19 protein-coding genes, 1 tRNA gene and 4 pseudogenes are annotated in these 24240 nt (G+C 67.9%); 14 read left to right on the top strand and 10 right to left on the bottom strand.

The annotated features are described in order from the left end of the window. Nucleotides 1-32: 32 nt before the first annotated feature. From BMG07_RS16215 to alaS, 5 genes and pseudogenes are all read right to left on the bottom strand, one after another. A pseudogene (locus tag BMG07_RS16215) lies at nt 33-847 on the bottom strand (SDR family oxidoreductase). A 24-nt stretch (nt 848-871) separates the two neighbouring features. Next, nucleotides 872-1858, bottom strand: coding sequence for a tripartite tricarboxylate transporter substrate binding protein (locus BMG07_RS16210; protein WP_198085435.1), 987 nt, complete (start codon nt 1856-1858; stop codon nt 872-874). A 179-nt stretch (nt 1859-2037) separates the two neighbouring features. Then, nucleotides 2038-3296, bottom strand: a pseudogene (locus tag BMG07_RS16205) (D-amino acid dehydrogenase). Between the two features lie 57 nt (nt 3297-3353). Beyond that, nucleotides 3354-4370, bottom strand: coding sequence for a 2-dehydropantoate 2-reductase (locus BMG07_RS16200; protein WP_198085434.1), 1017 nt, complete (start codon nt 4368-4370; stop codon nt 3354-3356). A gap of 40 nt (nt 4371-4410) precedes the next feature. Continuing rightward, a pseudogene (gene alaS, locus BMG07_RS16195) lies at nt 4411-7034 on the bottom strand (alanine--tRNA ligase). Nucleotides 7035-7282: 248 nt separating this feature from the next. Between alaS and BMG07_RS16190 the strand changes: the two are divergent. From BMG07_RS16190 to BMG07_RS16170, 5 genes and pseudogenes are all read left to right on the top strand, one after another. After that, nucleotides 7283-8103 (top strand): annotated as a pseudogene (locus BMG07_RS16190) (ferritin-like domain-containing protein). Nucleotides 8104-8221: 118 nt separating this feature from the next. Beyond that, on the top strand, nt 8222-8536 hold the full coding sequence (locus BMG07_RS16185; RefSeq protein WP_198085433.1) for a hypothetical protein: 315 nt from the start codon (nt 8222-8224) through the stop codon (nt 8534-8536). Nucleotides 8537-9032: 496 nt separating this feature from the next. Continuing rightward, on the top strand, nt 9033-10127 hold the full coding sequence (locus BMG07_RS16180; RefSeq protein ID WP_198085432.1) for an alpha/beta fold hydrolase: 1095 nt from the start codon (nt 9033-9035) through the stop codon (nt 10125-10127). Nucleotides 10128-10211: 84 nt separating this feature from the next. Then, nucleotides 10212-10439, top strand: a complete 228-nt coding sequence (locus BMG07_RS16175; RefSeq protein ID WP_198085431.1) for a polysaccharide deacetylase — start codon at nt 10212-10214, stop codon at nt 10437-10439. A gap of 287 nt (nt 10440-10726) precedes the next feature. Continuing rightward, nucleotides 10727-10993, top strand: a complete 267-nt coding sequence (locus BMG07_RS16170) for a hypothetical protein (RefSeq protein ID WP_198085430.1) — start codon at nt 10727-10729, stop codon at nt 10991-10993. A gap of 31 nt (nt 10994-11024) precedes the next feature. Here BMG07_RS16170 and chrA read toward each other — a convergent pair whose 3' ends face one another. Next, nucleotides 11025-12389, bottom strand: a complete 1365-nt coding sequence (chrA, locus tag BMG07_RS16165; RefSeq protein ID WP_307866985.1) for a chromate efflux transporter — start codon at nt 12387-12389, stop codon at nt 11025-11027. 203 nt (nt 12390-12592) lie between these two features. On the opposite strand from chrA, the gene BMG07_RS16160 reads away from it, so the two are divergent. The 4 genes from BMG07_RS16160 (at nt 12593) to BMG07_RS16145 (ending at nt 14824) form a co-directional block, all read left to right on the top strand. Next, nucleotides 12593-13270, top strand: a complete 678-nt coding sequence (locus tag BMG07_RS16160) for a hypothetical protein (RefSeq protein ID WP_198085428.1) — start codon at nt 12593-12595, stop codon at nt 13268-13270. A 256-nt stretch (nt 13271-13526) separates the two neighbouring features. Then, nucleotides 13527-13600, top strand: a tRNA-Gly gene (locus tag BMG07_RS16155). A 358-nt stretch (nt 13601-13958) separates the two neighbouring features. Next, nucleotides 13959-14366 (top strand): hypothetical protein, encoded by a 408-nt coding sequence (locus tag BMG07_RS16150; RefSeq protein ID WP_198085427.1) that lies wholly within the window; start codon nt 13959-13961, stop codon nt 14364-14366. Between the two features lie 47 nt (nt 14367-14413). Further along, nucleotides 14414-14824 carry a hypothetical protein gene (locus tag BMG07_RS16145; RefSeq protein WP_269759044.1) on the top strand — a complete coding sequence of 137 codons (411 nt, stop codon included), beginning with the start codon at nt 14414-14416 and terminating at the stop codon, nt 14822-14824. Here BMG07_RS16145 and BMG07_RS16140 read toward each other — a convergent pair. Next, nucleotides 14719-15627 (bottom strand): LysR family transcriptional regulator, encoded by a 909-nt coding sequence (locus BMG07_RS16140; RefSeq protein ID WP_198085426.1) that lies wholly within the window; start codon nt 15625-15627, stop codon nt 14719-14721. The genes BMG07_RS16145 and BMG07_RS16140 overlap by 106 nt on opposite strands. Before the next feature lie 229 nt (nt 15628-15856). Between BMG07_RS16140 and BMG07_RS42265 the strand changes: the two genes are divergently transcribed. From BMG07_RS42265 to BMG07_RS16120, 5 genes are all read left to right on the top strand, one after another. Then, nucleotides 15857-16270 (top strand): hypothetical protein, encoded by a 414-nt coding sequence (locus BMG07_RS42265; protein ID WP_269759043.1) that lies wholly within the window; start codon nt 15857-15859, stop codon nt 16268-16270. 94 nt (nt 16271-16364) lie between these two features. Then, nucleotides 16365-17009 (top strand): SGNH/GDSL hydrolase family protein, encoded by a 645-nt coding sequence (locus tag BMG07_RS42260; RefSeq protein WP_307866984.1) that lies wholly within the window; start codon nt 16365-16367, stop codon nt 17007-17009. A gap of 79 nt (nt 17010-17088) precedes the next feature. Continuing rightward, complete coding sequence (locus tag BMG07_RS16130) at nt 17089-17310, top strand: hypothetical protein (protein WP_198085425.1); 222 nt, start codon at nt 17089-17091, stop codon at nt 17308-17310. Between the two features lie 11 nt (nt 17311-17321). Further along, on the top strand, nt 17322-17837 hold the full coding sequence (gene thpR, locus BMG07_RS16125) for an RNA 2',3'-cyclic phosphodiesterase (RefSeq protein WP_198085424.1): 516 nt from the start codon (nt 17322-17324) through the stop codon (nt 17835-17837). 33 nt (nt 17838-17870) lie between these two features. Beyond that, a complete protein-coding gene (locus BMG07_RS16120) occupies nt 17871-18884 on the top strand; it encodes a phosphotransferase enzyme family protein (RefSeq protein WP_198085423.1) in 1014 nt (337 codons plus the stop codon). Nucleotides 18885-18905: 21 nt separating this feature from the next. Here the strand turns inward: BMG07_RS16120 and BMG07_RS16115 are convergent, their stop codons facing one another. The 3 genes from BMG07_RS16115 to BMG07_RS16105 all read right to left on the bottom strand — a co-directional run. Continuing rightward, on the bottom strand, nt 18906-19823 hold the full coding sequence (locus BMG07_RS16115) for a hypothetical protein (RefSeq protein ID WP_198085422.1): 918 nt from the start codon (nt 19821-19823) through the stop codon (nt 18906-18908). Between the two features lie 71 nt (nt 19824-19894). After that, a complete protein-coding gene (locus BMG07_RS16110; protein ID WP_269759041.1) occupies nt 19895-23248 on the bottom strand; it encodes an error-prone DNA polymerase in 3354 nt (1117 codons plus the stop codon). Beyond that, nucleotides 23241-24240: DNA polymerase Y family protein (locus tag BMG07_RS16105; RefSeq protein WP_198085421.1), on the bottom strand; the 1000-nt coding region annotated here is incomplete at its 5' end. The genes BMG07_RS16105 and BMG07_RS16110, both read right to left, overlap by 8 nt.

Raw genomic sequence — 24240 nt, 5'->3', positions numbered from 1 at the left:
ACTCCTTGGTCGGAAAAGTTGGGTTGGCTGCGTCAATGCATCGCGAAGCCGCCGTTGACGGCCAGCAGCTGGCCCGTCACGAAGCGCGCGAGGCCCGACAGCAGGAACAGGGTCGCGCCGCACACGTCGGCGGCCTGCTGCTCGCGCGGGATGGCGCGGCCTTCGAAGTACTTCTGGTGGCGCGCCATGGGCACGTATTCGGTGGCCTCGACCAGCGTGAGGCCGGGCGCCACGGCGTTGACGGTAATGCCGTCGCCGCCCCATTCGCGCGCCAGCGAGCGCGTCATGGAAATGACGGCGCCCTTGCTCGACGCATAGGCCAGCAGGTTGGGCGCGCCCCACAGCGCCGTGTCGGACGCGAGGTTGACGATGGCGCCCCGCCCGCTTTCGGCCAGCGCGGCGCGGCAGGCGCGGCCCATGAGCCAGCTGCCGCGCACGTTGACGTTCATCACGCGGTCCCAGGTGTCGACGTCGAGCTGGTGCGCGTCGCGGCCGCCCGAGTTGGTGATGGCGGCGTTGTTGACGAGGCCGTCGAGCCCGCCGAGCAGGCGGATGGCTTCGCCCGCGCAGCGTCGATGGCGGCGGGGTCCGACAGGTCGACCGCCAGCGCATGCGCCGCGTGGCCCGCGTCGCGCAGCGCCCTCGCCTCGGCCTGGGCCAGCTCGCCAAGGATGTCGGCCAGCACCACGTGGGCGCCCGCCGCGGCAATGCACTGCGCGAACGCAAGGCCCAGCCCACGCGCGCCGCCGGTCACGAGCACGCGGCGGCCGGCCAGCAGGTTGGCGGGCAGTTCGGCCAGCAGCGCCTGCAGGCTCGACGGGTCGGGAATGGCTTGGAGGTCGGTCATGGGAATGAGGTGAGCGGGGTTCGATCAGTCGGCCTGGATGCCGAGCTCCTTGATGACCTTGCCGAAGCGCGCGTAGTCAGCGGCGTTGGTCTTGCCGAGCACGTCGGCGTCGCCGCCCACGGGCGTGGTGCCGAGCACGGCCATGCGCGCGACGATCTCGGGCATCTTCAGGATCTCGTTGAAATGGCCGTTGAGCGTCTTCACGATCTCGGGCGACAGGTTGCGCGGGCCCCAGAGGCCGTTCCAGGCGGTCACCTCGACGTCCTTGTAGCCCTGCTCGGCCAGCGTCGGCACGTTGGGCGCGAGCGGCGAGCGCTGGGCCGAGGCCACGGCCAGCGGGCGCAGCTTGCCGTTGGCGAAGTACGGCGACACCGGGCCCAGCGTGATGAAGGTCACCGGCACATGGCCGCCCAGCACGTCGTTCACCGCCGGGGCCACGCCCTTGTAGGGCACGTGCGCGAGGCTGGCGCCCGAGGCGCGCGCGAACATCTCGCCGAGGATGTGCATCGGCGAGCCGCTGCCCGGGCTCGCGTAGCTCAGCGACTTGCCGCCCTTGGCCGCGGCCACCGCGTCCTTCAGGCTGGCGAAGCCGCTGCCGCCGCTGGCCACCAGGAACAGCGGCTGGCTGCCGGTCTGCACGATGGGCGTGAAGCCGCCGAGCACGTCGTAGCCCGACGAGCCGTTGGTCTTGAGCACCAGCTGCGCGATCGAGAAGGTGCTGGGCGCCAGCAGCAGCGTGTAGCCGTCGGGCGCGGCCTTCGACACGTAGGCGCTGCCGATGATGCCGCTGGCGCCGGGGCGGTTGTCGACCACCACGGGCTGGCCGACGCGCGTGGCCAGCTTCTCGGCGAAGAGCCGCGCCAGGGCGTCGGTGTCGCCGCCGGCCGGATAGGCGACGACCAGCGTGATCGGCTTGGCGGGGTAGCCGTCGGCTGCCCAGGCAAGTCCGGTGGCGCAAGCGGCCGCCAGGGAAATGGCGGCGGCGATGGCATGGCGGCGAGTGTGTTTCATCGGGTCCGTGGGATCGTTGGTTTGTTTCACTAAAGAAACAACGATTTATTAATGGAACGCCACGAAGAATACCGAGGAAGACAACTTCATGACTAGGTAAAAACCCTGATCGTTGTTACCCAAAGAAAACAGGGCGGCCGTTTCGGGCCGCCCTGCGGGTGGGGAGCGTGGCGGGGGCGTCAGCCGCCGTAGCGCGCCACGGTCAGGCCTTCCATGTCGATCTCGGGCGCCTGCCCGCGATCAGGTCGGCCATCACGCGGCCGGTGCCGGCCGCCATGGTCCAGCCGAGCGTGCCGTGGCCGGTGCTCAGCATCAGGTTGGGAATGCGGGTGGCGCCGATCACGGGCGTGCCGTCGGGCGTCATGGGGCGCAGGCCGGTCCAGAAGGAAGCCTCGCGCACGCTGCCGCCCTGGGGGAACAGGTCGGTCACGACGTGTTCGAGCGTGTCGCGCCGGCCCGCGTCCAGCCGCAGGTCGAAGCCCGAGAGCTGCGCGGTGCCGCCCACGCGGATGCGGTCGCCCAGTCGCGTGACCGCGACCTTGAAGGTCTCGTCCATCACGGTCGATTCGGGCGCGCCGCTGGCGTCGGTGATGGGCACGGTGATCGAGAAGCCCTTGACCGGGTACACCGGCAGGCCGATGCCCAGCGGCTTGACCAGCGCGGGCGAATAGCTGCCCAGCGCGACCACGTAGCGCTCTGCGGTGAAGCTGCCGGCATTGGTGCGCACTGCGGTGACGCCCTTGCCCGCCGCGTGCTCGATGGCCTGGATGTCGACGCCGAAGCGGAACTTCACGCCCTCGGCTTCGGCCAGCCTGGCCAGTGCCTGCGTGAACTTGAAGCAGTCGCCGGTCTCGTCGCCCGGCAGTCGCAGGCCGCCGACGAACTTGTCTTTCACGCCCGCGAGCGCAGGCTCGTACTGCACGCAACCTTCGCGGTCGAGCACCTGGTAGGGCACGCCCGAGGCCTTGAGCACTTCGACGTCTTTGGAGGTGCCGTCGAGCTGCTGCTGCGTGCGGAACAGCTGCAGCGTGCCCTGCATGCGCTCGTCGTAGGCGATGCCGGTGTCGGCGCGCAGGGTCTTCAAACAGTCGCGGCTGTATTCGGCGAGCCGCACCATGCGGCCCTTGTTGATCTCGTAGCGCGCCTGCGTGCAGTTGCGCAGCATCGACAAGCCCCAGCGCCACATGGCCGGATCGAGCATGGGCTTGATGACCAGCGGGCTGTGCCGCATGAGCAGCCACTTGACGGCCTTGACCGGCACGCCGGGCCCGGCCCATGGCGCCGAGTAGCCGGGCGAGACCTCGCCCGCGTTGCCGAAGCTGGTTTCGAGCGCGGGCGCGGGCTGGCGCTCGAGCACCGTCACCTCGTGGCCGGCGCGCGCCAGGTAGTACGCCACCGACGTGCCGATGACACCGCTGCCGAGAATCAGGACCTGCATGGAAGCTCCCTCTTTGAAAGCCGAACGCTGCAACGGCCCGAGGGTACAGGCTCGGGGCTACAAGCCCAATGCGTCCTGCAATTGCCGTGCCGTCCAGCGCTTGGGCTGCTCCGGCCAAGCACCGAGCAAGGCCACCATGCGCGCGTTGCGCGGCGCGCTCAGGCCGTGCTCCTGCGCCAGGCGCACCACCTCGCCGCTGAGCGCGTCGATCTCGGTGCGGCGGCCCAGCGCCAGGTCGTCGGCCATGCTGGAGCGGGCCTTGGCGTCGATGCGCAGCATGCGCGCCGCGACGATGCGAAACACCCAGTCGGGCAGCCGCAGCAGGCTCGACAGGCGCGGCGCCGGCACGGCCGCCACCTGCGCCGGCGCAATGCCCGCGACGGTGAGGACGCTCAGCGCCTCGTCGATCAGCGACGCGAAGCATCGGCGGTAGCCGCGCTGCATCAGCTCTTCGCGCAGCGGCAGGCCCGAGAGCGCGTTGACGGGGTTGTTGAGATTGAGCAGCAGCTTGCCCCACTGCACGGGCAGCAGGTCGGCATGCAGGTCGAGCGGCACGCCGGCGCGTTCGAACACGGGCAGCCACGGGCGCAGGGCCGCGTCGTCTTCGGCGGCCAGCCGGCCGGGCGTGCCGCGATGGAAGGCGCCGGGGCCGATCTCGGCCACGTTGTACGGCACCATGCCCGACAGCACGTTGAGCGACGGCCCGGTCTGCGAGGCGGCCGCCCCGTTGGAAATGCCGTTCTGCAGCGAGACGACCGTGGTGCCCGCGGGCAATGCAAAGGCCAGCTCGCCCGCGGCTTCGGCGGTGGCGCCGCTCTTCACGCACAGCAGCACCAGCGCGGGCCGGGCACCCGAGGGCACCTGCTCGCTCAGCCGCAGTCCGGCGGCCGGCAGCTTGTGCTTGCCGCCGTCCATGTCGGTGAGCGTGAGGCCGTGCGTGGCGAGCTTCTCGAGCACGCGCGCACGGCCGACGAAAGTGACGGGCACGCCCGCCGCCGCCAGGCTGCCGCCGATGAAGCACCCGATGGTGCCGGCCCCCATTACAAGCACTTCACCGGGGATCGCGTCTGGCATGAAGTGCTTGTGTGTTTGTGTGACGGGGACCGATGCGTCGTCAGGCGCGTTCGGCGACCCAGGCCTGCACCGACTGCAGCGCGGCCGCCAGGCCGGCAGGGTTGGTGCCGCCGGCCATGGCCATGTCGGCCTTGCCGCCGCCCTTGCCGCCGACCTGCTGGGCCACGAAGTTGACCAGCTCGCCGGCCTTGACCTTGCCCGTGCTGTCGGCCGTGACGCCGGCCGCGATCTGCACCTTGTCGCCGTCGACGGCGGCCAGCACGATGGCGGCGGTCTTGAGCTTGTCCTTCAGCTTGTCCATGGTGTCGCGCAGCGTCTTGGCGTCGGCGCCGTCGAGCTTGGCCGCGAGCACCTTGATGCCGTTGACGTCGACCGCCTGCGCCAGCAGCTCGTCGCCCTTGGACGAGGCGAGCTTGCCCTTGAGCGAGCCCACTTCGCGCTCCAGCGCCTTGACCTGCTCGAGCACCTGCGACAGGCGCCCTTGCAGCTCGGCGGCCGGCGACTTGAGCGTGGCGGCCACGCTGTGCACGGTCGATTCGAGGTCTTGCAGGTAAGACAGCGCGTTGGCGCCCGTGACCGCTTCGATGCGGCGCACGCCGGCGGCCACGCCGCCTTCGCTGACGATCTTGAACAGGCCGATGTCGCCCGTGCGGCCCACGTGGGTGCCGCCGCACAGTTCGCGGCTGGAGCCGATGTCGAGCACGCGCACGGTCTCGCCGTACTTCTCGCCGAACAGCATCATGGCGCCCGTCTTCTGGGCGGCTTCCATGTCCATCACGCGGGCTTGCGTGGGCGCGTTGGCCAGGATTTCGGCGTTCACGCGCTTCTCGATCTCGGTGATCTGCTCGCGCGTGACGGGGGCGTTGTGCGCGAAGTCGAAGCGCGTCTTGTCGGCGTCGACCAGCGAGCCCTTCTGCTGCACGTGGTCGCCCAGCACTTCGCGCAAGGCCTTGTGCATCAGGTGGGTGACCGAGTGGTTGCGCATGGTCGCGTTGCGGCGCGCGATGTCGACCGCGGCCTTGACCGCGTCGCCCACCTTGAGCGTGCCTTGCGTCTGCGTGCCATGGTGGCCGAACACGTCGGCCTTGATCTTCTGCGTGTCGTCGACGCCGAACTGCACGCCTTCGGCCACGAGCGCGCCCTGGTCACCGACCTGGCCGCCGCTCTCGGCGTAGAAGGGCGTGGTGTCGAGCACGACGATGCCGGACTGGCCTTCCTTCAGTTCGTTGACGCCCGCGCCTTCGAAGTACAGGGCCACGACCTTGGCGTTTTCTTCGAGGTGCTCGTAGCCGGTGAAGACGTTGCCCGCGCCGGTGTACTCGACGTTGCGGTCCATCTTGAACTTGCCGCCGGCACGGCCCGCGGCCTTCTGCTTTTCCATCGCGACGTTGAAGCCGGCTTCGTCGACGCTCACGTCGCGCTCGCGGCACACGTCGGCCGACAGGTCGAGCGGAAAGCCGTAGGTGTCGTGCAGCTTGAAGGCCACTTCACCGGGCAGCGTCTTCGCGCCGCCGGCCAGGGCCGCGTCGAGGATTTCCATGCCGTTGGCCAGCGTTTCGAAGAAGCGCTCTTCTTCGGCCTTCAGCGTGTCGGTGATGCGCTTTTCATCGGCCACCAGCTTGGGGTACGCATCGCCCATCAGCTTGACGAGGTCGGGCACCAGCTTGTGGAAGAACGGCTTCTTCTGGCCCAGCTTGTAGCCGTGGCGAATGGCGCGGCGGATGATGCGGCGCTGCACATAGCCCCGGCCTTCGTTCGACGGAATGACGCCGTCGGCCACCAGGAACGAGGTGGCGCGAATGTGGTCGGCAATCACGCGCAGCGAGTTGTTCGACAGGTTTTGCGTGCCGGTCTCGCGGCCGGCGGCCTTGATGAGCGCGTCGAAGATGTCGATCTCGTAGTTGCTGTGCACGTGCTGCAGGATCGCGGCCAGGCGCTCCAGGCCCATGCCGGTGTCCACGCAGGGCGCGGGCAGTTTCTTGACCGAGCCGTCGGGCTGCATGTCGAACTGCATGAACACGTTGTTCCAGATCTCGATGTAGCGGTCGCCGTCTTCGTCGGGGCTGCCGGGCGGGCCGCCGGGGATCTCGGGGCCGTGGTCGAAGAAGATCTCGGAGCACGGGCCGCACGGGCCCGTGTCGGCCATCATCCAGAAGTTGTCGGACATGTAGCGCCCGCCCTTGTTGTCGCCGATGCGCACGACGCGCTCGGGCGGCAGGCCGATTTCCTTGGTCCAGATGTCGTAGGCTCGTCGTCCTCGATGTAGACGGTGGCCCAGAGCTTTTCGGCCGGCAGCTTGTAGACCTCGGTCAGCAGCTCGAAGGCCCACTTGAGCGACTCGCGCTTGAAGTAGTCGCCGAAGCTCCAGTTGCCCAGCATCTCGAAGAAGGTGTGGTGGCGCGCGGTGTAGCCCACGTTCTCCAGGTCGTTGTGCTTGCCGCCGGCGCGCAGGCAGGCCTGGACCGAGGCGGCGCGAACGTAGGGACGCTTGTCTTCGCCCAGGAACACGTCCTTGAACTGGACCATGCCCGAGTTCGTGAACATGAGCGTGGGGTCGTTGCCCGGCACCAGCGAGCTGGAGGGCACCACCGTGTGGCCCTTGGAAGCGAAGAAATCGAGAAAGGTCTTGCGGATGTCCGCGACCGTGAATGTGGGCTGGCTCATCTTTGGATTCGTCTTCTGTCGAGGGCGGCGCGGCGATGGCGACCCTCTCGTCGAACCCACTGCGGCGAACCGGCCTAACTGCTTGATTTGCTTGAACAAACAATTATAGGTTTGGCCATGGGCCCTGGGCTGCCCGGGGGCAAACTGCATGAACCGGGCACCGCGGCTAATATGCTGCCAGACGGAAAAGAGAACCAAACACGGGCGACGTCATCCGTACTTGTACGGACATGAATCAAGGAGCGCGCATGGCAAGGCAAGAGGCGGAACACTGGAAGATCGAGGACCTGGACTTCTCGGGCATCGCGCTCGACGAGGTCCGTGCGGACGAGAACCTCTTCTACCTGGTCGCCTCGGCTTCTTTCATCGAGAGCGGCTCGGATCTTTACACCCAGAACCTGGTCGATTTCTTCCGGGGCGACGACGAAGTCACCGACTGGCTGTCGAACCATTGGGAGCAGGAAGAACTGCAGCACGGCAAGGCCCTGCGCGCCTACGTGCGCCACGTGTGGCCCGAGTTCGAGTGGGACTCGGCCTACGCGGGCTCCTCGAGGAATACGCGACCTATTGCAAGGTCGAGCTGCTGGCCCCGACCCGCGCCCTGGAAATGACCGCGCGCTGCGTGGTCGAGACCGGCACCGCCACCTATTACCGGGCCATGGCCCGCAGCACCACCGAGCCGGTGCTGCAAGACCTGGCGACCCGCATCGCGACCGACGAGGTCAACCACTACAAGCACTTCTACCGCTTCTTTCGCCGCTACCGCGCGCAGGAGAAACTGAGCCGCTTCCGCGTGATGGGCACCATCGGGCGGCGCACGCTCGAGCTGAAGAGCGAAGACGCCGACTGCGCCATCCGCCATGTGGTGAAGGCGCGCTCGCCCGGCCGCGCCAGCGACACGGCCTACGTGCAGAAACTCAGCGCGGACATGAACAGCACCATCCGCACCAACCTGAGCGCGGGCACCACGCTGAAGATGCTGATGCGGCCGCTGGAGCTGCCGGCGCGGGTGCAGACGGTGATCCAGTACCCGATCAAGCAGTTCATGCAGCACGTGTTTTTGCGCTGAGGGCGTCTTCGGAAAAGCACTGAAACGGAACCTCGGTTCCGTTTCCGGCAACCCACGCCTCGCTAATATTTGCGTTCACCCCCTTGCAAGTTGCTCGCGGCGCTTGCATGCGAGTCCGATGTTCGATCACCCCACCCACCGCGAACAGCCCTACACAGTGCGCCTGGACGGCCAGAGCCTTTCCATTCGGGATCTGATGGAAGTGCGCTTCACCTTCCTTCGCGTGCTCGAGCAGCGCATCGGCTCGCCGCAGCGCGTGGTGAAGTGCTACCTGGCGTGGTCCAGCCAACTCGAATCGGGCACGGAAACGATGACCGACGCGCAGATCGCCAATGCGCGCGTCTGGCGCGACGCCTGGGACCATGCGAGCAGCGTCGCGGTGCCGCTGCTCAGCAACCCACAGGCCACGGCCTTCCGGTTCGAGCTTTTCTGAGCGCAAAAAAAACCCAGCACGAGGCTGGGTTGAACCTCTTGAGTGCTGTCACACACAGAGAACTCGCACTTCGAAGCGAGCCCACAAAATCTAGGGCCTCGCGCAGCGACTGCTTGTCGGACAGCACCGACAGTTCATTTTTAGCGGCAGATCGGCGCACGGCGACCCCGCAAAAAGTGCCAACTAGTTCACGTTTTAAAAAGTGTCCTACGGCAGTTGACTGCCTGCGGCTGACAGGCGTTTCGCCGATCTGCGCCGACGATGCATTCGCTGTCACGCAACAGGGCCGCATAGAAGAAGAGCTCTCTGTTTCGTTCTTAGAGCGCCCGCCAGGCTCCTCGAACCCGCTTCGGCGGGTATTTTTTGCCCGGTTTCAGGCTGGCTTCAGCACCCGCTCAGTTCGCCTTCAGGCCGTGGGCAGGGGCCGCGGATACCGTCGAAACGCGCACCCGGCCCGGGTGCGGAACGGTCTTTCCCCACCTCGACGGAGTCTCTCTTGCCCTCATCCAGTTCCTCTTTCGCGCGGCAACGCCGCCGCCTGCTGTGCGCGGCCGCGACCCTGCCTCCGGCTCTTGTGCTCGGCGCCTGCGGAGGCGGCGGTAGCGGAGGCGGCCCCGGGCCCGTGCTGCCGCCGCCGTCGGGCGCGGTCACGGTCACCGACCGCCGCGTGCCGCTGGCCGCCGGGGTCTCGCTGCATGTACGGGACTGGCAGTCGAGCCCCGCCGACGGCATCACCTTCGTGCTGCTGCCCGGCTTCGGCGCCACCGCCCTGCATTTCAACAGCCTGGCGCCGGCCCTGGCCCGGCGCGGGCGGGTCATCGCCATCAGTTGCCGCGGCTTCGGCCAGTCGGACAAGCCGCTGCCCGACGCCACCTGGCGCTACGACACCGACGCGCTGGTCGACGACGTGCACACGGTGCTCGAAGCGCTCGCCCCGGGCCGCGTCGTGCTGGGCGGCCACTCGATCGCGGGCAACCAGGTCACGCGCTTTGCCGGGCGCTACCCGCAGCGGGTGCGTGGCTTGATGTACCTGGACACCAACTTCGACTACACCTCGCAGCCCGACGACGGCGGCCAGAAGGAGTCGGACAACCCCACGCTGTCGGAGCCCCTGCTCACCGAGGCCGACACCGCCTCCGTGGCCACGGCCATCGCGTACTTCAAGCGCATCAACCGCAACTGGTATCCGCCGATGGAGGCCGACCTGCTGGACAAGCTCGACGTCCGCGCGGACGGCAGCGTTCAGATCAACACGCCCGACGCCCTTGCGCTCGACCTGTACACGGCGGCGCGGCGCTTCTCGCCCGACTACCGGCCGTTGCAGGTGCCCGCCCTGGTGTTCACGGCCCTCCCCGGCGACCGGCGCGACATGTTCCCCTGGCTGCCCGCCGCACTCGACGCGACCACCGAAAAGGACGCCGCCGACATGGTGCGGCTCCTTCGCCGCGCCCGCCACACCGATGCCGAGCGCCTGTTCGCGGCGCTGCCCGCCGGCAGCCAGCGGATGACTTTCGACCCCGCCACGCATCCGGACTTCTTCATGGCGCACGAAACCGAGGTGCTGCGGCTGGTCGACGCAATGACCTGGTAGCACCGCGCCGGCTGAATCCGTGTGCCGCGCCCTTGCGTACAGGCGGCAAAGGGAGCGCTGCCCCACGACACGGAGAACCCACGCATGAGCTTCAACGACATTGCTTCCCGCTTTCAGGTGCCGGCCAGGAAAGGCGCGCGCGTCACGGTCCAGGGCAAGCCGGGCACCGTCACCACGGCGCGCGGAACGATGGTCCGGGTCCGGCTCGACGGCATGCGCTGGTCGCGGCCGTACGCGCCCGACGACCTGCAATGGCTGGGGCCGGACACCGAAAACACTGCCGCAACCCATGCCTTTTCGCCTACCACATAGGCGCGATGTGTTTTCCTTCCCCGATGGGGACAATGTTGTGGAAAACCTTGTGCGAAGCGCTCGAAAGCCTTGCCTGGCGCGGCCTGCAACACGGTGCCTGCAAAAGAGGCAGTACCTCGAAAAAATTCGCGGCCGTGGCGAAACGGCTGTCAGCAACAGCCGGTTTCGGCTGACAAGACCTCCCGGGCCGGGGAGATTTCATGCATGCCTCCCGGATCCGTGCCAGCCAGGGAGGCGCTGCTCCAGACGTTTCGACGTGGCATCAACGAAAAAGACAGGGAGTTCCCGTGGTCGAGTACTTCAAGGTTGGTCTGCCCTATATCCGAACGCGATTCAAGGTCCCCGCGCGACGCGGCGGTCGCGTGGAGCTGCACGGCAGGTTCGGCACCATCAGGGGGTCGAGCGGCGAGTACCTGCTCGTCAAGTTCGATGGCGAGGAGGCAGCGGTCATCGTGCATCCGGTCGATCCCAACTACGTCGAGAACGGCGAAGCCGCCGAGAGACCGCCGCTTCCACCACGCGACGCCGTCGTGCAGCGCGTGAACGAGGCCTGACGCGCTCAGCCCCGGCCGGCCTCGCGGATCATCAGCGCAGCAAGTCCGGAACCAGCGTCACAGCAAGCCCGACGAGCGCGCACGCACCCAGCAGCGGCATCACGCCGACCTTGAAGCGGAACAGCGCGACGGCCGCCGCCACCGCGATGACGGCCGACAGCACGTCGAAACGACCGCCGAAGCCTTGCGGCCACAGCACGTGGTACGCGAAGAAAAGCGCAAGGTTCAGGATCACGCCGACCACCGCCGCCGTGACGGCCGACAGCGGCGCCGTGAAGCCGAGCCTGCCGTGCGTCGCCTCGATCAACGGCCCGCCCGCCAGGATGAAGACGAACGACGGCAGGAAGGTGAAGAAGGTCACCACCGTCGCCGCCACGGCACCGCCCACAAAGGGCGCGCCCGCCCCCGCCACCTGCTGCAGCCAGCCGCCGACGAAGCCGACGAAGGCCACCACCATGATCAGCGGCCCCGGCGTGGTCTCGCCGAGCGCGAGGCCGTCGATCATCTGCGCGCCGTCGAGCCAGTGATGCTGCTCGACCGCCCCCTGGTAGACATAGGGCAGCACCGCATAGGCTCCGCCGAAAGTCAGCAATGCGGCCTTGGTGAAGAACCAGCCCATCTGCGAGAGCGTGCCCTGCCAGCCCAGCGCGGCGACCAGCCCGCCCATCGCCAGCGCCCAGAGCGCGAGCCCCACGGCCAGCACCTTGGCCAGCCGCGCGCGCATGAAGCGGGCGTGCGCGGGCGTCGGCGTGTCGTCGTCGATCAAGGCCGGGCCGTAGCCCTGGGCGGCCTTGCCGTGCCCGCCGCCCAGCGCGAACACGCCCGGCGCCCAGCGCGCGCCGAAATGCCCGATCAGCCCGGCGCCGATCACGATCGCCGGGAACGGCGTGTCGAACGCGAAGATCGCGACGAAGGCGGCCGCCGCGATGCCCCACATCCACCGGTTCTTCAGCGCGCGCGTGCCGATGCGGTGCGCCGCGTGCAGCACCAGCGCGGTCACCGCCGGCTTGATGCCGTAGAACACGCCCGCGACCGCCGGCACATGGCCGTAGGCCATGTAGACCCACGACAGCGCGATGAGAATGAACAGCGAGGGCAACACGAACAGCGCCCCGGCGACGATGCCGCCCCAGGTGCGGTGCATGAGCCAGCCGATGTAGGTCGCCAGCTGCTGGGCTTCGGGGCCGGGCAACAGCATGCAGTAGTTCAGCGCGTGGAGAAACCGCTTCTCGCTGATCCAGCGCCTTCGCTCGACCAGTTCGGTGTGCATGATCGCGATCTGCCCTGCGGGGCCGCCGAAGCTGATGAAGCCGAGCTTGAGCCAGAAGCGGAATGCCTCGGCGAAGGAAACGGGCTGGCGCGGCGCGGGCGCTTCGTCGGGCGGTGAGGTGCTCACGCAGAACTCCGTTGTGGGCGGCCGGCGCTTTTTCGCCATGCGGACGCGGGGGCAGATCATACGGGCGCAACGCCGTGATTTATTCCGCGCCCCGGAGCGCGTCCTACAGGCGGCGCTGCCGATGTCCTCACACGGCCGCCTGCATTCCCCTGTGACTGTCCGACCCACGTTATTCGTCGCGACGACGACGGCAAAGGGGATGGATGGAAGAAGAACGCACGCAAGACAGTGCCCAGGAGTGGCTGCACTTTTTCTACAAGGAAGGACGCACACGCACGCCGGTGAAGATCAGCAGGACGGCGTTGAAGCGCGGCTTCAGGTCGCGCGCTGGCGAGAGCCTGGTCGGCATCTACGTCGCCCACATGGAGGCGATTCACGAGAAGGTGCGTGTGCGGCTGCGCGCGGGCGAGCGCTTCACGCAAGACAAGCCATTGCTGCTGCTCGCATCCGACTTCGACGACCTGAGGCTGACCGCGCTCGCCGGCGGCCACATTGGGGAAATGAGCGAAGAGGCGGCGCTGCAACTGCTCGAGGAGATGGTCAACCCCGAGGGGCCCGATGGTTCCAGTTCGGGAAACTACATCGACTGGCGGCCCGGGCTCGCGAACGTGAAGATGCTGGGCACTTTCACCGCGCAGCAGCTGGAAGCGGTGGCCGCCTGGATGCGTGCTCGCGCGTCATCCGAAGAGCGCCTGGCCGGCTGCGCGCCACAAGGCGCGCCGCCGGCCCGGGAAACCGCTCAGTCGGCGCTCTCGGCTTCGTCCTCTTCTTCGTCGTCGTCTTCGCTGTCGTCGGCGCGGCGAACCGTCACGAAATTCGAAGCGTCTTCCACGAAAGCCATGAGCTTTTCGTCGGGCGCCATGCCACGGACTTCGGTCTGAGGACCGTCGCCGTTCTTGTAGTCGACCTGGACCAGCGCAAAGCAGGCCAAGGGTTCTTCCATCTCGCCTTCTTCGCCGCCGTCGTACACGGCAACCCATCCGTCGGCGGGCATGATCTGCAGAATCTTCACATCTTCCATTTGTCTGGTTTCCAAGCTAAAAATTGCGTTGTGCCGTGCAGCATATCGCACGAAAAATACGATTCGACGCGCGCGGCGGACCGCCTCTGGCGCTGACGTAGAATCCGCCCCGGTCCGCGGGTGTAGCTCAATGGCAGAGCTGTTGCTTCCCAAGCAACTGACGAGGGTTCGATTCCCTTCACCCGCTCCATCGATCCGCCCCCCATTCATTCACCGGCCCGCAGGCCGGTCAGCGCAGCGACCTGAACGCCGCGCGCAGCTGCGAGCTGAAAAGCGCCGGCTGCTCCCACGACGCGAAGTGCCCACCCACGTCCCCGTCTTCGCGCCCCGATAGCGCGTGTTGTCGTCGAGCATTGCGCAGCGAGTGCGCAAGGTGGCGCCACCGGCTCTGCATCCCCTCTGAAAATCAACACACGGCGTTTCACAGACGCTGCGGGTTGGCGAAAAGCGCGTCTTTTCCAAACCCGAAATACACTGTATATTTGCACAGTGTTCTGAGAAGTTCGGAACGCCCAATCCCGGTCACTTGCCCCCAGCACGCCAGGACGATGAACCAAGCTGAACTCTTCTTCCCCCGAGCCGCCGCACCGGTGCCCATGCCGGTCGCATCGCTGCATGAATTCGACGACGACACGCCCGTGCACTTTGTCGAGGCCGAGACCTCGCCGCCGGACACCTACACCGTGCGGCTGGCGGACTACCCGCTTGCGTCAGCCGATGTGGAAAGGGTCGCCGAGCAGCGTTTTCGCCGTGAGATCGAACGGCAGCTGGGCGGCGATGTCGTCCCGGCACTGCGCGCCTTCCAGAACGCGAGCGAGTCGAGCGAAAGCGATCTGTCGAAAGCAGAAATCGCCATGGCCAAGCGCTGGGCCAAGGCCTACGACGCCGCGCGCACCGCGGGCTTTCGCGATCTGGGCGACACCGACGAAGCCTTCTTCGACGTGCGGCCGGTCTGAGCCCGAAGCGCCTCAATCCAGAGCACCCGATCACGTAGCATCCGGCCATGAGCTACACCGTGCAACTGATTGATTTTCCCGACGCGCCGGCCGATGTCATTGCCACGGCGGAGTCGCGCTTCCGGCGCGAACTCGACAAGCTGCTTGGCGACGGCATCGAGCCCGCATTCAAGGCTTTCGAGAACGCCAGCGAATCGAGCGCCGACGAGCTCAGCAAGGACGAACTCGCGCTCGCCGCCAGTTGGGCCAAAGCCTATGAAGCAGCCAAGACCGCAGGCTTTCGTGCGCTGGGCGAAGCGACGAGGCGTACTTCGAAATCCGCATCGACTGATCGGCCCCGGGGCTCGGTGCCTCAGCGCTTCTTGCCAGCCACCGCGCCCGGCAATCGCGCCACCCGCTGCGCCAGAAAGTCCACCAGCACGCGCACCCGCAGCGGCTGCTGGCGGCGCGGCGCATAAAGCAGATGCACCTCCTGCGCCGGCCCGGTGTGGCGCCCGAGCACCCGCACCAGTTGGCCTTGCGCCAGCAGGTCCGCCACCATCCACGTGGGCTGCAATGAAATGCCCGCGCCGCCGAGCACGCTGTCCAGCAGCGCCACGGCGTTGTTGACGCGGTAGCGGCTGCGCACCGGCACCGTCTGCGCCCCGTTCGGCCCCTGCAGCAGCACGCCGTCGTCTCCCGCCGCATAGCGCAGGTAGTCGTGCGCCAGCAGGTCTTGCGGCTTGCGCGGCTTGCCGCGCGCCGCGATGTAGCCAGGCGACGCCACCAGCACGCGCGGCCACGTGCCCAGGTGGCGCGCAACGAGGTCGGGCGGCAGCGCGCCGCCGACGCGCAGCGACACATCGATGCGCTCTTCCACCGGATCGACGAAGCGGTCGTCGAGCACCAGCTCCAGCGCGATGTCGGGGTAGAGCGCCAGGAACTCCACCGCCATGGCATTGAGATGGCGCTGGCCCATGGTCACCGGCGCGCTCATGCGCAAGAGGCCGCGCGGCTGCTGGATGCCTTCGCGCGCATCGGCCACCGCGTCGCCGTAGTCCTCCAGCACGCGGCGCGTGCGCTCATGAAAGCGCTGCCCCTCCTCGGTCAGGCTCAAGCCCGCGGCGGTGCGGCGCAGCAACCGCACGCCGAGCGAACGCTCCAGCCCCGCGACCAGCTTGCTGACAGTGGGCTGCGTGGTGTCGAGCGCGCGCGCGGCGCCCGACAGGCTGCCCAGCTCGACGCTGTGCACGAAGGCTTCGAGGGCGCGCAAGGTGTCCATGGCGGATGTATTCGAATATGGAATGGTCTGAATGCCATTTTGCCTTCTACCCATCCGGATGCGCATGAATGAAAGTCGCGCCCTCGATTCGCTTTTCATCCAAGGACATCCCCATGACCCCCTCTTCATTCGCATCGCTCATCCGCCAGGGCGCACTGCGCTGTCGCTCGCCGGCACGGTTGCCGCGTCGGCCGCCGAACCCTTGGCCACGCATTGGAGCCCCAGCTGGATGGCCAGCACGCAACCCGTCTGGAGCGGCGACTTCGTGCTGCCCTCGGGCCTGCCCTTCCAGTTCAACCGGCAAACGATTCGCCAGGTGGCGCGCCTGAGCATCGGCGGCACGCGGCTGCGCGTGGTGATCAGCAACGAAGGCGGCACCGCGCCGCTGCGCATCGCATCGGCCCGCGTGGCGCGGCATGCCGACGGCTCGGCGATCGTCGAGGGCAGCGACCGGCCGCTGCGCTTCGGCGGGCAGGCCGAAGTGACCGTGCCCGCCGGCGCGCGGCTGGTCAGCGACCCGGTGGACATCGCCCTGCCCGCGCTCGGCGAGGTCACCGTGTCGCTCTACCTGCCGCAGCCCAGCCAGCCGGCGGGCTTCACTTCGACGCCCGCCAGACCGCCTACGTGTCGGACGGCGATTTGACCGGCGCCCCTCGCCTGCCCGCCGCAGCCAGCCAATGGAGCACCCGCGTCTACGTGAGCGGCCTGATCGTGGAACGCCCCGGGCGCCCGTCACCGTGGTGGCGTTCGGCGACTCGCTCACCGACGGCAACGGCGCCACGCCCGGCGCCAACACCCGCTGGCCCGATGCGCTCGCCGAACGGCTGGCGGGCCGCGATGTGGCGGTGCTGAACGCCGGCATCTCCGGCGGCCGGCTGTTGAAGGACGGCATGGGCCGCGCCGGCCTGGAGCGCGCGGGCCGCGACGTGTTCGCCCAACCGGGCGTGCGGGCCATGGTCGTGCTGCTGGGCACCAACGACATCGGCTGGCCCGGCGGCCCCTTCGCGCCGAGCGAGCCCGCGGTGCGCGCGGAAGAAATGATCCAGGGCTTTCGCCAGCTGATCGAGATGGCCCGCGCCCACCACGTGCGCATCATGGCCGGCACCATCGCCCCCACCGAACGCGCGCTCGAAGGCACGCCGCTGGAGGGCCACTACTCGCCCGACAAGGACAAGGTGCGCCAGGCCGTGAACCGCTGGATCCGCGAAAGCGGCGCCTTCGACGCGGTGGTCGACTTCGACGCGCTGCTGCGCGACCCGGCCCGCCCGTCGCGCCTGAAGGCGGCCATGGACTCGGGGGACCACCTGCATCCGGGCGATGCCGGCTACAAGGCCATGGCCGCCGCCATCGACCTGGAGGCCCTGCTCGGCACCTCGCCCTGAGCTCGCAAATATACTGTACATAAATACAGTATTTCTCTAAAATTCGTCGTCTCCAAGAACAAACATCGAGGCGACGCCGATGACCACCGCCAACCCGCCCGCGCCCGCTGCGCAGGCCCTTTTCTTCCAGAGGCTGCATCCGCTGCAGCCCCGCTCCCGCAAGGGCCGCATCTCGACCTGGCCCTTCAAGGTGGCCCGCGACAAGAGCCACGGCGACAACCATGACAAGGACGACGTTCGCGTTCAGGCGGCGCGCGTCATCCGGACGACGGCCGAGAGCTGGTGGCCGTCCGAGGCCTGAAGGAATGCACCATGAGCACCCGCAGACAACTTCTCATCGGGCTCTTCCCCGGCAAGGAAGTGCAAGCTGAAATCGAAGCGCACCGCCAGGACTGGTGGTGGCCGAGAGATTGCCGCTTTCCGCCCAAGGCGCGCCTTCACCTGACGCTTCAGTATCTTCACGATCAGCAAGGAGATGCCGAGCAACGCCTGCGCGCCGCGCTCGCCGAAGTGTCTATGCAACCGCTGGATCTCACGCTCGACCGCTCCTGCACCTGGCCCAACGACGTGTCGGTGGTGCAGCCCCTGGAACACGAAGGCTTGCGGCGCCTGCAGCAGGACATCACCCGCGAGCTGCGGCGGGCTGGCTTTCGCCTTCGGGATCGGGGATGGAAACCACACGTGACGATCGCACGTGACTCCGAGCATGCCGCGCGCCCCATGTCCCTCGCGCCCATTCGCTGGACGGCAACGGAATTTCGCCTGATCCGCTCGCACTTCAGCTACCCGTTTCGCCACGAGCCGCTGGGCTCCTATCCTCTGCATTGAGGCGAGGCATTCATACGGCGCTACAGTCATCGCATGCTGACGCCACCCGCCCTCTCGCACGACGCCATCGCTCGATGCCTCGCCGACACCTACAAACTGCACATCGCGCGGTCTGAATTTCTGCCCTTGGGCGCGGACGTCGATTCAGCGGTCTTCCGCGTGCAGGCGAACGATGCAACGCCCTATTTCCTGAAGCTGCGCCGCGGCGATTTCGACAGATCCGTTGTCGCTGTTCCCGCCTTCCTTCACCACGAGAAACGCATCGCGCCCGTGATGGCCCCGCTGCCCACGACCGACGGCCAACTGAGCACGCACAGCCACGGCTTCGACTGGGCGCTCTACCCCTTCTTCGACGGCAGCAACGGTTTCGAGCGCGCCTTGACGCAGCCGCAGTGGAAAACACTCGGCGCAACACTGGCCGCCATCCACCGCACCGAACTCCCCGAAGCCCTGCAGGCCAGCCTTGCCAAGGAAACCTACGGGCACAAATCGCGCGAAGGCGTGCGCCGCTACCAGCGCCGCTTCATCAACGGCGTCACCGGCGACGACATCGTCAAGCGCTTCTTCACATTCTGGGAAGCGCATGCGGAAGAGATCGACACCGTGGTCTACCGCAGCGAGCAGCTGGCGTCGATCCTGCTCGAGCGACCGCCGCGGCTGGTGCCGTGCCACGCCGACATCCACGCGGGCAACGTGCTCGCGGGCGACAACGACCGCCTGTCCATCGTCGATTGGGACACGCTGGTTCTCGCGCCCAAGGAGCGCGACCTGATGTTCATCGGCGGCGGTGTCGGCAACGTGTGGAACCAGCCGCGGGAAGAAGCGTGGTTCTACGAAGGCTACGGGCCGGCGGACATCGATGCGGTGGCGCTGACGCACTATCGCTACGAGCGCATCACGAAAGACCTGCTCGAGTTCTGCGACCAGATGTTCGACGCCAAGGCCAGCACCGAAGACCGCGAGGAAGGCCTGCGCCAGATGAAGAGCCAGTTCCTGCCGAATGGCGTCGTCGCCATCGCGCACCAGAGCTACGACGCCATCACCTGATCCGGGCCGACGCGCGCGCAGTCAGATCAGCAGGTCTTGCGCTTCGTCCTCGAAGCCCGCAATGGGTTGCGCCTTGGCCAGCGCCAGCCACACCGCGAACGGAATGCGCTCGACCGTGCGATGCACCGCCGCGCGCGCCACCACGAGCCGTTCGCCTTCGAGCACCATCACCCCGCACTCGGCGGGCACCTCTTCGGGCTTGGCGATGCAGCGGCCCTTGGCGTCGTTGCCCAGCACGTACCAGCACTCGCCGCCCAGGTCGAGGTAGGCCGCGCGCTTGTCGGGCTTGCGCAGGTCGCCCAGCAGGTCGGCGCGGCTGACCTTCACCTCGTGCACGATGGGATGGGCATAGGCCTCGACGCTGGTATTGCGGATCGAGAACACATCGGGCCGCGCCACGCACCAGCGCGGCTTGCCGCCCTCTTCGAGCGGCGGCAGGCGCGCGCGCAGGCCGAGGCCGCGCCACGCGATGCGGCCGCCGCGCGTCATCTCGCGCGCCACGCGTTCCACCAGGGCCTCGTGCGGCGACAACGCCGCTCGGTTGACGGTGAGCGTGGTCGCGATGCGCGCAATGCCGGCGTCGGTCACGCGCAGCGTCTCGTGGCCGTGCGGCGTGCGCACGCGTTCGAGGAACCCGCCGGCCAGCAACTCGACCTCGATGCTGTCGCAGCACGGCCAGCCGGCCGAGCGGTAGATCTCGCGCAAGCGCCGCGCATGCAGCTTGCCGAAGGGCACCGCCGGCGCGGCCGTCTGCATCGGCGGCGGGTCGACCACCGGCGGCGGAAACCCCGGGTCGGTCACGGGCGGCACGACGGGCGGCGGATCGCCTTCAGGCGGCGGCAGGGGCTGAGGCGGCGGCATGGGCACCGGCACATCGGGCGCGGGGGGCGGCGGGCCGATCGGCGTCGCGACGACGGGGTCAAGAACGAGTTCGGACATGGAAGGAACAGGTTAGCGAAAAGTCGCGCAAGGCGCGAGGCATGGAACGATCGGTTGCATCCATCGCTCCTTCAATGGAAGTCCCGGCTGGTGTTGCTCCGCGCCAGCCGGCCCATGAGCGGCGTCAGGTCCTTGAAGCCGGTGGCGACCAGGTGCTGCACCTTGCCGCCGCTGTCGTCGTCGCGCTGCCACGTGCCCTGCACCGCGAGCAGGTGCGACTTGAGCAGCGGCTCGCGCCAGGCCTCGATGACATGGCTCCAGACGATCACGTTGACGTTGCCGGTCTCGTCCTCCAGCGTGACGAAGATGGTGCCGTTGGCGGTCTGCGGCCGCTGCCGGCCCTTGACGATGCCGCAGGCGCGCGCGGTCTGTCCGTTGGCCACCGAGCGCAGCTCGGCCGCCGTCATGAGCTTCATGCGCGCCAGGCGCGGGCGCAGCAGCGCGAGCGGATGGCGGCGCAGCGTGAGGCCGAGCGACGCGTAGTCGCCGACGATCTCCTCGCCCTCGGGCGCGGCCGGCAGCAGCAACGCCTGCTCGTGGATCGGCACGCCCTTGAGCAGCGCCGGCGCGCGGCGCTGCGCCGTGGCGTCCCACACCTGCTGGCGCCGATGGCCCGACAGCGACATCAGCGCATCGGCCGCGGCCAGCGCGGCCATGTCCTTGCCGTCGAGTTCGGCGCGCAGGGCGAGGTCTTCGGTGCTGCTGAAGGCGGCCTCGGCACGCGCTGCCAGCAAGCGCTCGGCGCCGCCCTTGCTGAGGCTCGCGATGCGGTTCAGGCCCAGCCGCACCGCGGGCTGGTTCTCGTTGCCCAGGCGCTCGGCATAGCGCGGGTCGATGCCGGCCGGGCGCGGGGCATTGGGGTCGCGGGCTTCGAGCGTGGTGTCGACTTCGCTTCTCGTGACATCGACCGGGCGCACCTCGACGCCATGGCGGCGCGCGTCCTGCACGAGCTGCGACGGGCTGTAGAAGCCCATCGGCTGCGAGTCGAGCAGCGCGGCAAGAAAACAGGCGGGCTCGTAGTTCTTGAGCCAGCTGCTGACCGTGACCAGCAACGCGAAGCTGGCGGCGTGGCTCTCGGGAAAGCCGTAGTCGCCGAAGCCCATGACCTGCTTGAAGATGGCTTCGGCAAAGGCTTTCTTGTAGCCGTTGTCGACCATGCCATCCACGAGCTTGTCATGGAACTTGCCGAGGCCGCCCTTGCGCTTCCATGCGGCCATGGCGCGGCGCAACTGATCGGCCTCGTCAGCCGTGAACTTGGCCGCGATCATGGCGATCTGCATCACCTGCTCCTGGAAGATCGGAATGCCCAGCGTGCGTTCGAGCGCCTCGCGCAATTCTTCTTTCTCGTAGTGAATGGGCAGATCTTTTCGAACCCGCTCCCGTTGCTTGAGATACGGATGCACCATGCCCCCCTGTATCGGCCCCGGCCGCACGATGGCCACTTCGATCACCAGGTCTTCGTAGGTGCGCGGCTTCAGACGCGGCAGCATCGACATCTGTGCGCGGCTCTCGATCTGGAACACGCCGATGGTGTCGGCGTCGCAGATCATGTCGAACACCTTCGGGTCGTCGTTCGGAATGTGGTGCATCTCCACCATCGAGTTGCGCCAGCGGTTCATGTGGTCGAGCCCGCGCTGGATGGCGCTGAGCATGCCGAGCGCGAGCACATCGACCTTGAGCATGCCCATGGCCTCGAGGTCGTCTTTTTCCCATTGGATGACGGAGCGGTCTTTCATCGACGCCTTCTCGACCGGCACCAGCCGCGTGAGCTTGGTGTGCGTCAGCACGAAGCCGCCCACGTGCTGGCTCAGGTGGCGCGGGAAGCCCTTGAGCTTTTGCGTGAACTCGATCCACTGGACCAGCTTGAGCTCGTCTTCCGCCACGCCGACGCGCGCGGCCGCCTGGAACAGCTGCTCGCCGAGCACGGTGTCGTCGAACCAGTAGTGGTCCTTGGCGAACTCGTCGATCAGCCGCTCGTCGATGCCCAGGGCCTTGCCCACGTCGCGCAATGCGCTGCGCGCGCGGTAGCAGATGACGACCGCTGCAATGGCGGCGCGCTCGCGGCCGTATTTTTTGTAGATGTACTGAATGACGTCTTCTCGCCGCTGATGCTCGAAGTCGACGTCGATGTCAGGCGGCTCGCGACGCTCCCGGCTCAGGAAACGCTCAAACAGCAAATGCCCTTTCGTCGGATCAATCGCCGTGATGCCGAGGCAAAAGCAGACCGCGGAATTGGCCGATGACCCGCGTCCCTGGCAAAGAATCTGCTGCGAACGAGCGAAGCTCACGACGTTTTCCACCGTGAGGAAGAACATCTCGTACTTGAGCTCGATGATCAGATCGAGCTCTTTCTGAACCTGTGCGCGCACCGTTTCGGGAATGCCGCCGGGATAACGATTTCGCGCCCCCTCCCACGTCTTGCGCGCCAGCGTCTGCCCCGGCGTCTCGTGGCTGCCCACGGTTTCGAGCGGGTACTTGTAGTTGTCGCGGATCACGTTCGGGTCGAACCTGCACCGCTGCGCCACCCTCTGCGTGTTCACCAGCATCTGCGGCAAATAAAGCCCGGCCAGCCGAACCCGCAAACGCAGATGCCGCTCGGCATTCGACTGCAGCGCAAAGCCGCATTCGGCCACCGTCTTGCCTTCGCGCACCGCCGTCAGCACGTCGTGCAGCGGCTTGCTGCCGCGCACATGCATGCGCACGTCGCCGGCCGCCACCAGCGGCACGCCGGCCTCCTCGCCCGCCTGCATCAGCGTGACGAACCAGAGGTCGTCGTCGAGTTCGTTGAACAGCTCCACGGCCAGCCAGAGGTTGTCTTCGTAGAGCGCCTTGGCGGCCATCAGGTCTTCATGCAGCGTGGCCGTGTCCACGGCACCGCCGGGGCTGCGTTGCGGCACGAAAAGAATCTGGCAGTCCCGCAGCGAGGCCACGTCGCTCTCGTCCCAGCCCACGCGGTACTCGCCCTTGGGCAGCTCGGTGTTGCGCGCGGCGGTGATGAACTCGCACAGGTTGCCCCAGCCTTCGGTGTCGTTCGCGATCACCACGAGCCTGAAGCGCTCGAACTGGAACTCGCTGCCGAACAGCAGCCGGAAACCGGGGTTGCGCGGAATCGGCGGCTCGTCCGGATGCTCGCGCTCGTATTCGTCGAGCTTCGCGGGCAGGTCGCGCAAGGCCACATGCGCGCGCACGATGCCCGCCACCGAGCACTCGTCGGTGATCGCCAGCGCCGTGTAGCCGAGCTGGTAGGCCCGCTCGACCATGTCCTCGGGCGTGGATGCGCCGCGCTGGAAGCTGAAGTTGGTCAGGCAGTGCAGCTCGGCGTAATCGGGCAGCGTGAACGCGGGCGGCTTGCGCAGCGGCAACGACAGCGCATGCACCTTCGCCGAGTTGCGCCCGCGCAGTTGCCTGTCGCTGAGGTCAGGCATAGAACCCCTGCAGGTACCAGCGCACCTCGCCCGAAGAAAAGCGCGCCGAGGGCCGCTCGCGAAAGATCCACACCAGGCCGGCCTCGGGGCTTTCGGCGACGTAGTAGTCGCGCATCGCGGGCTGGCCGCCCTCTTCCTTGTCGCCCCACCAGCCCGCCTCGACACGCTGCGGCCCGATGAGCTTGCCGAGCGTGCCGCGATAGCACGGGCGCTCGCCGTCCATCTCGAGCAGCAAGGGCTCGGGCAGCAGCCACGGCGGGTAGATCGCGTCGGGCTGCGAGGCGGCGGCCTGCGCTTGCTTGCGGGCCTTGTCGGGCTGCGTCTTTTCTTTCTGCAGCGCGGGCCGCCACGCCTGCTTGCGCTCCGGCCTGTGGTCGGCCTGCGCCGACGGCACCAGCACCTGTTGCGCCCCCAGCCGCACGCTGAGCCGCTCGACCATCTCGTGCAGCTTGTCGCCCTTGCGGTTGTCTTCGGGCAGAAAGCTGGTGCTGGCGCCGGCCCACGGATCGGTTTCGAGCGTGCGCAGCCGCAGCCAGCTCGCGGGCGCCGAGAGCGTGGTGAGCGCGAGTTTTTCGGACAGCAGGCGGCGCAGGTGCGCCATGTCCTGCGTGGGCTCGGCGGTGCGCACGGTGACCTGCTGGTGCGGCGGCAGGTTGACGCCGTTGAAGCGCTTGAGGTCGAGCGTCCACTGCAGCTCGAACGCGCGCGCGCCGCGCTGGCGGGCGCGCAGCCAGAGCTGCAGCGAAGTGAGCAGCCGGTTGGCCGACCACATGAGTTCGGGCGCGGTCTCGGCCAGCGCGGGCAGCTCCAGCTTCTGCTCGAACACGTCGGGCAGCGTGAGCCAGGCATGGCTTTCGGGGCGCAGGCCCCAGGCGGCGTCGAGCGCCTCGCGCAGCTCGGCGCCGAAGCGCCGCGTGAGCCCGCCGCGCGGCAGCGCCGCCACGTCGCCCCAGGTGCGGCAGCCGAGCCGCGCGAGCAGATCGAGGTGCGCG

This window comes from Variovorax sp. E3, from assembly GCF_016082275.1.
Classification (GTDB): Bacteria; Pseudomonadota; Gammaproteobacteria; order Burkholderiales; family Burkholderiaceae_C; genus Variovorax.
This window is presented reverse-complemented; position numbering and strand designations above follow the sequence as displayed.

Bases quoted from the DNA above. Each gene is read 5' to 3' on its own strand.
- BMG07_RS16115 (WP_198085422.1), bottom strand. From the start codon at position 19,823: ATGTCCGAACTCGTTCTTGACCCCGTCGTCGCGACGCCGATCGGCCCG.
- BMG07_RS16150 (WP_198085427.1), top strand. From the start codon at position 13,959: ATGAACCAAGCTGAACTCTTCTTCCCCCGAGCCGCCGCACCGGTGCCC.
- BMG07_RS16140 (WP_198085426.1), bottom strand. From the start codon at position 15,627: ATGGACACCTTGCGCGCCCTCGAAGCCTTCGTGCACAGCGTCGAGCTG.
- BMG07_RS16145 (WP_269759044.1), top strand. From the start codon at position 14,414: ATGAGCTACACCGTGCAACTGATTGATTTTCCCGACGCGCCGGCCGAT.
- BMG07_RS16175 (WP_198085431.1), top strand. From the start codon at position 10,212: ATGAGCTTCAACGACATTGCTTCCCGCTTTCAGGTGCCGGCCAGGAAA.
- BMG07_RS16120 (WP_198085423.1), top strand. From the start codon at position 17,871: ATGCTGACGCCACCCGCCCTCTCGCACGACGCCATCGCTCGATGCCTC.
- BMG07_RS16210 (WP_198085435.1), bottom strand. From the start codon at position 1,858: ATGAAACACACTCGCCGCCATGCCATCGCCGCCGCCATTTCCCTGGCG.
- BMG07_RS42265 (WP_269759043.1), top strand. From the start codon at position 15,857: ATGGCCAGCACGCAACCCGTCTGGAGCGGCGACTTCGTGCTGCCCTCG.
- BMG07_RS16200 (WP_198085434.1), bottom strand. From the start codon at position 4,370: ATGCCAGACGCGATCCCCGGTGAAGTGCTTGTAATGGGGGCCGGCACC.
- thpR (WP_198085424.1), top strand. From the start codon at position 17,322: ATGAGCACCCGCAGACAACTTCTCATCGGGCTCTTCCCCGGCAAGGAA.
- BMG07_RS16110 (WP_269759041.1), bottom strand. From the start codon at position 23,248: ATGCCTGACCTCAGCGACAGGCAACTGCGCGGGCGCAACTCGGCGAAG.
- BMG07_RS16130 (WP_198085425.1), top strand. From the start codon at position 17,089: ATGACCACCGCCAACCCGCCCGCGCCCGCTGCGCAGGCCCTTTTCTTC.
- BMG07_RS16160 (WP_198085428.1), top strand. From the start codon at position 12,593: ATGGAAGAAGAACGCACGCAAGACAGTGCCCAGGAGTGGCTGCACTTT.
- BMG07_RS16185 (WP_198085433.1), top strand. From the start codon at position 8,222: ATGTTCGATCACCCCACCCACCGCGAACAGCCCTACACAGTGCGCCTG.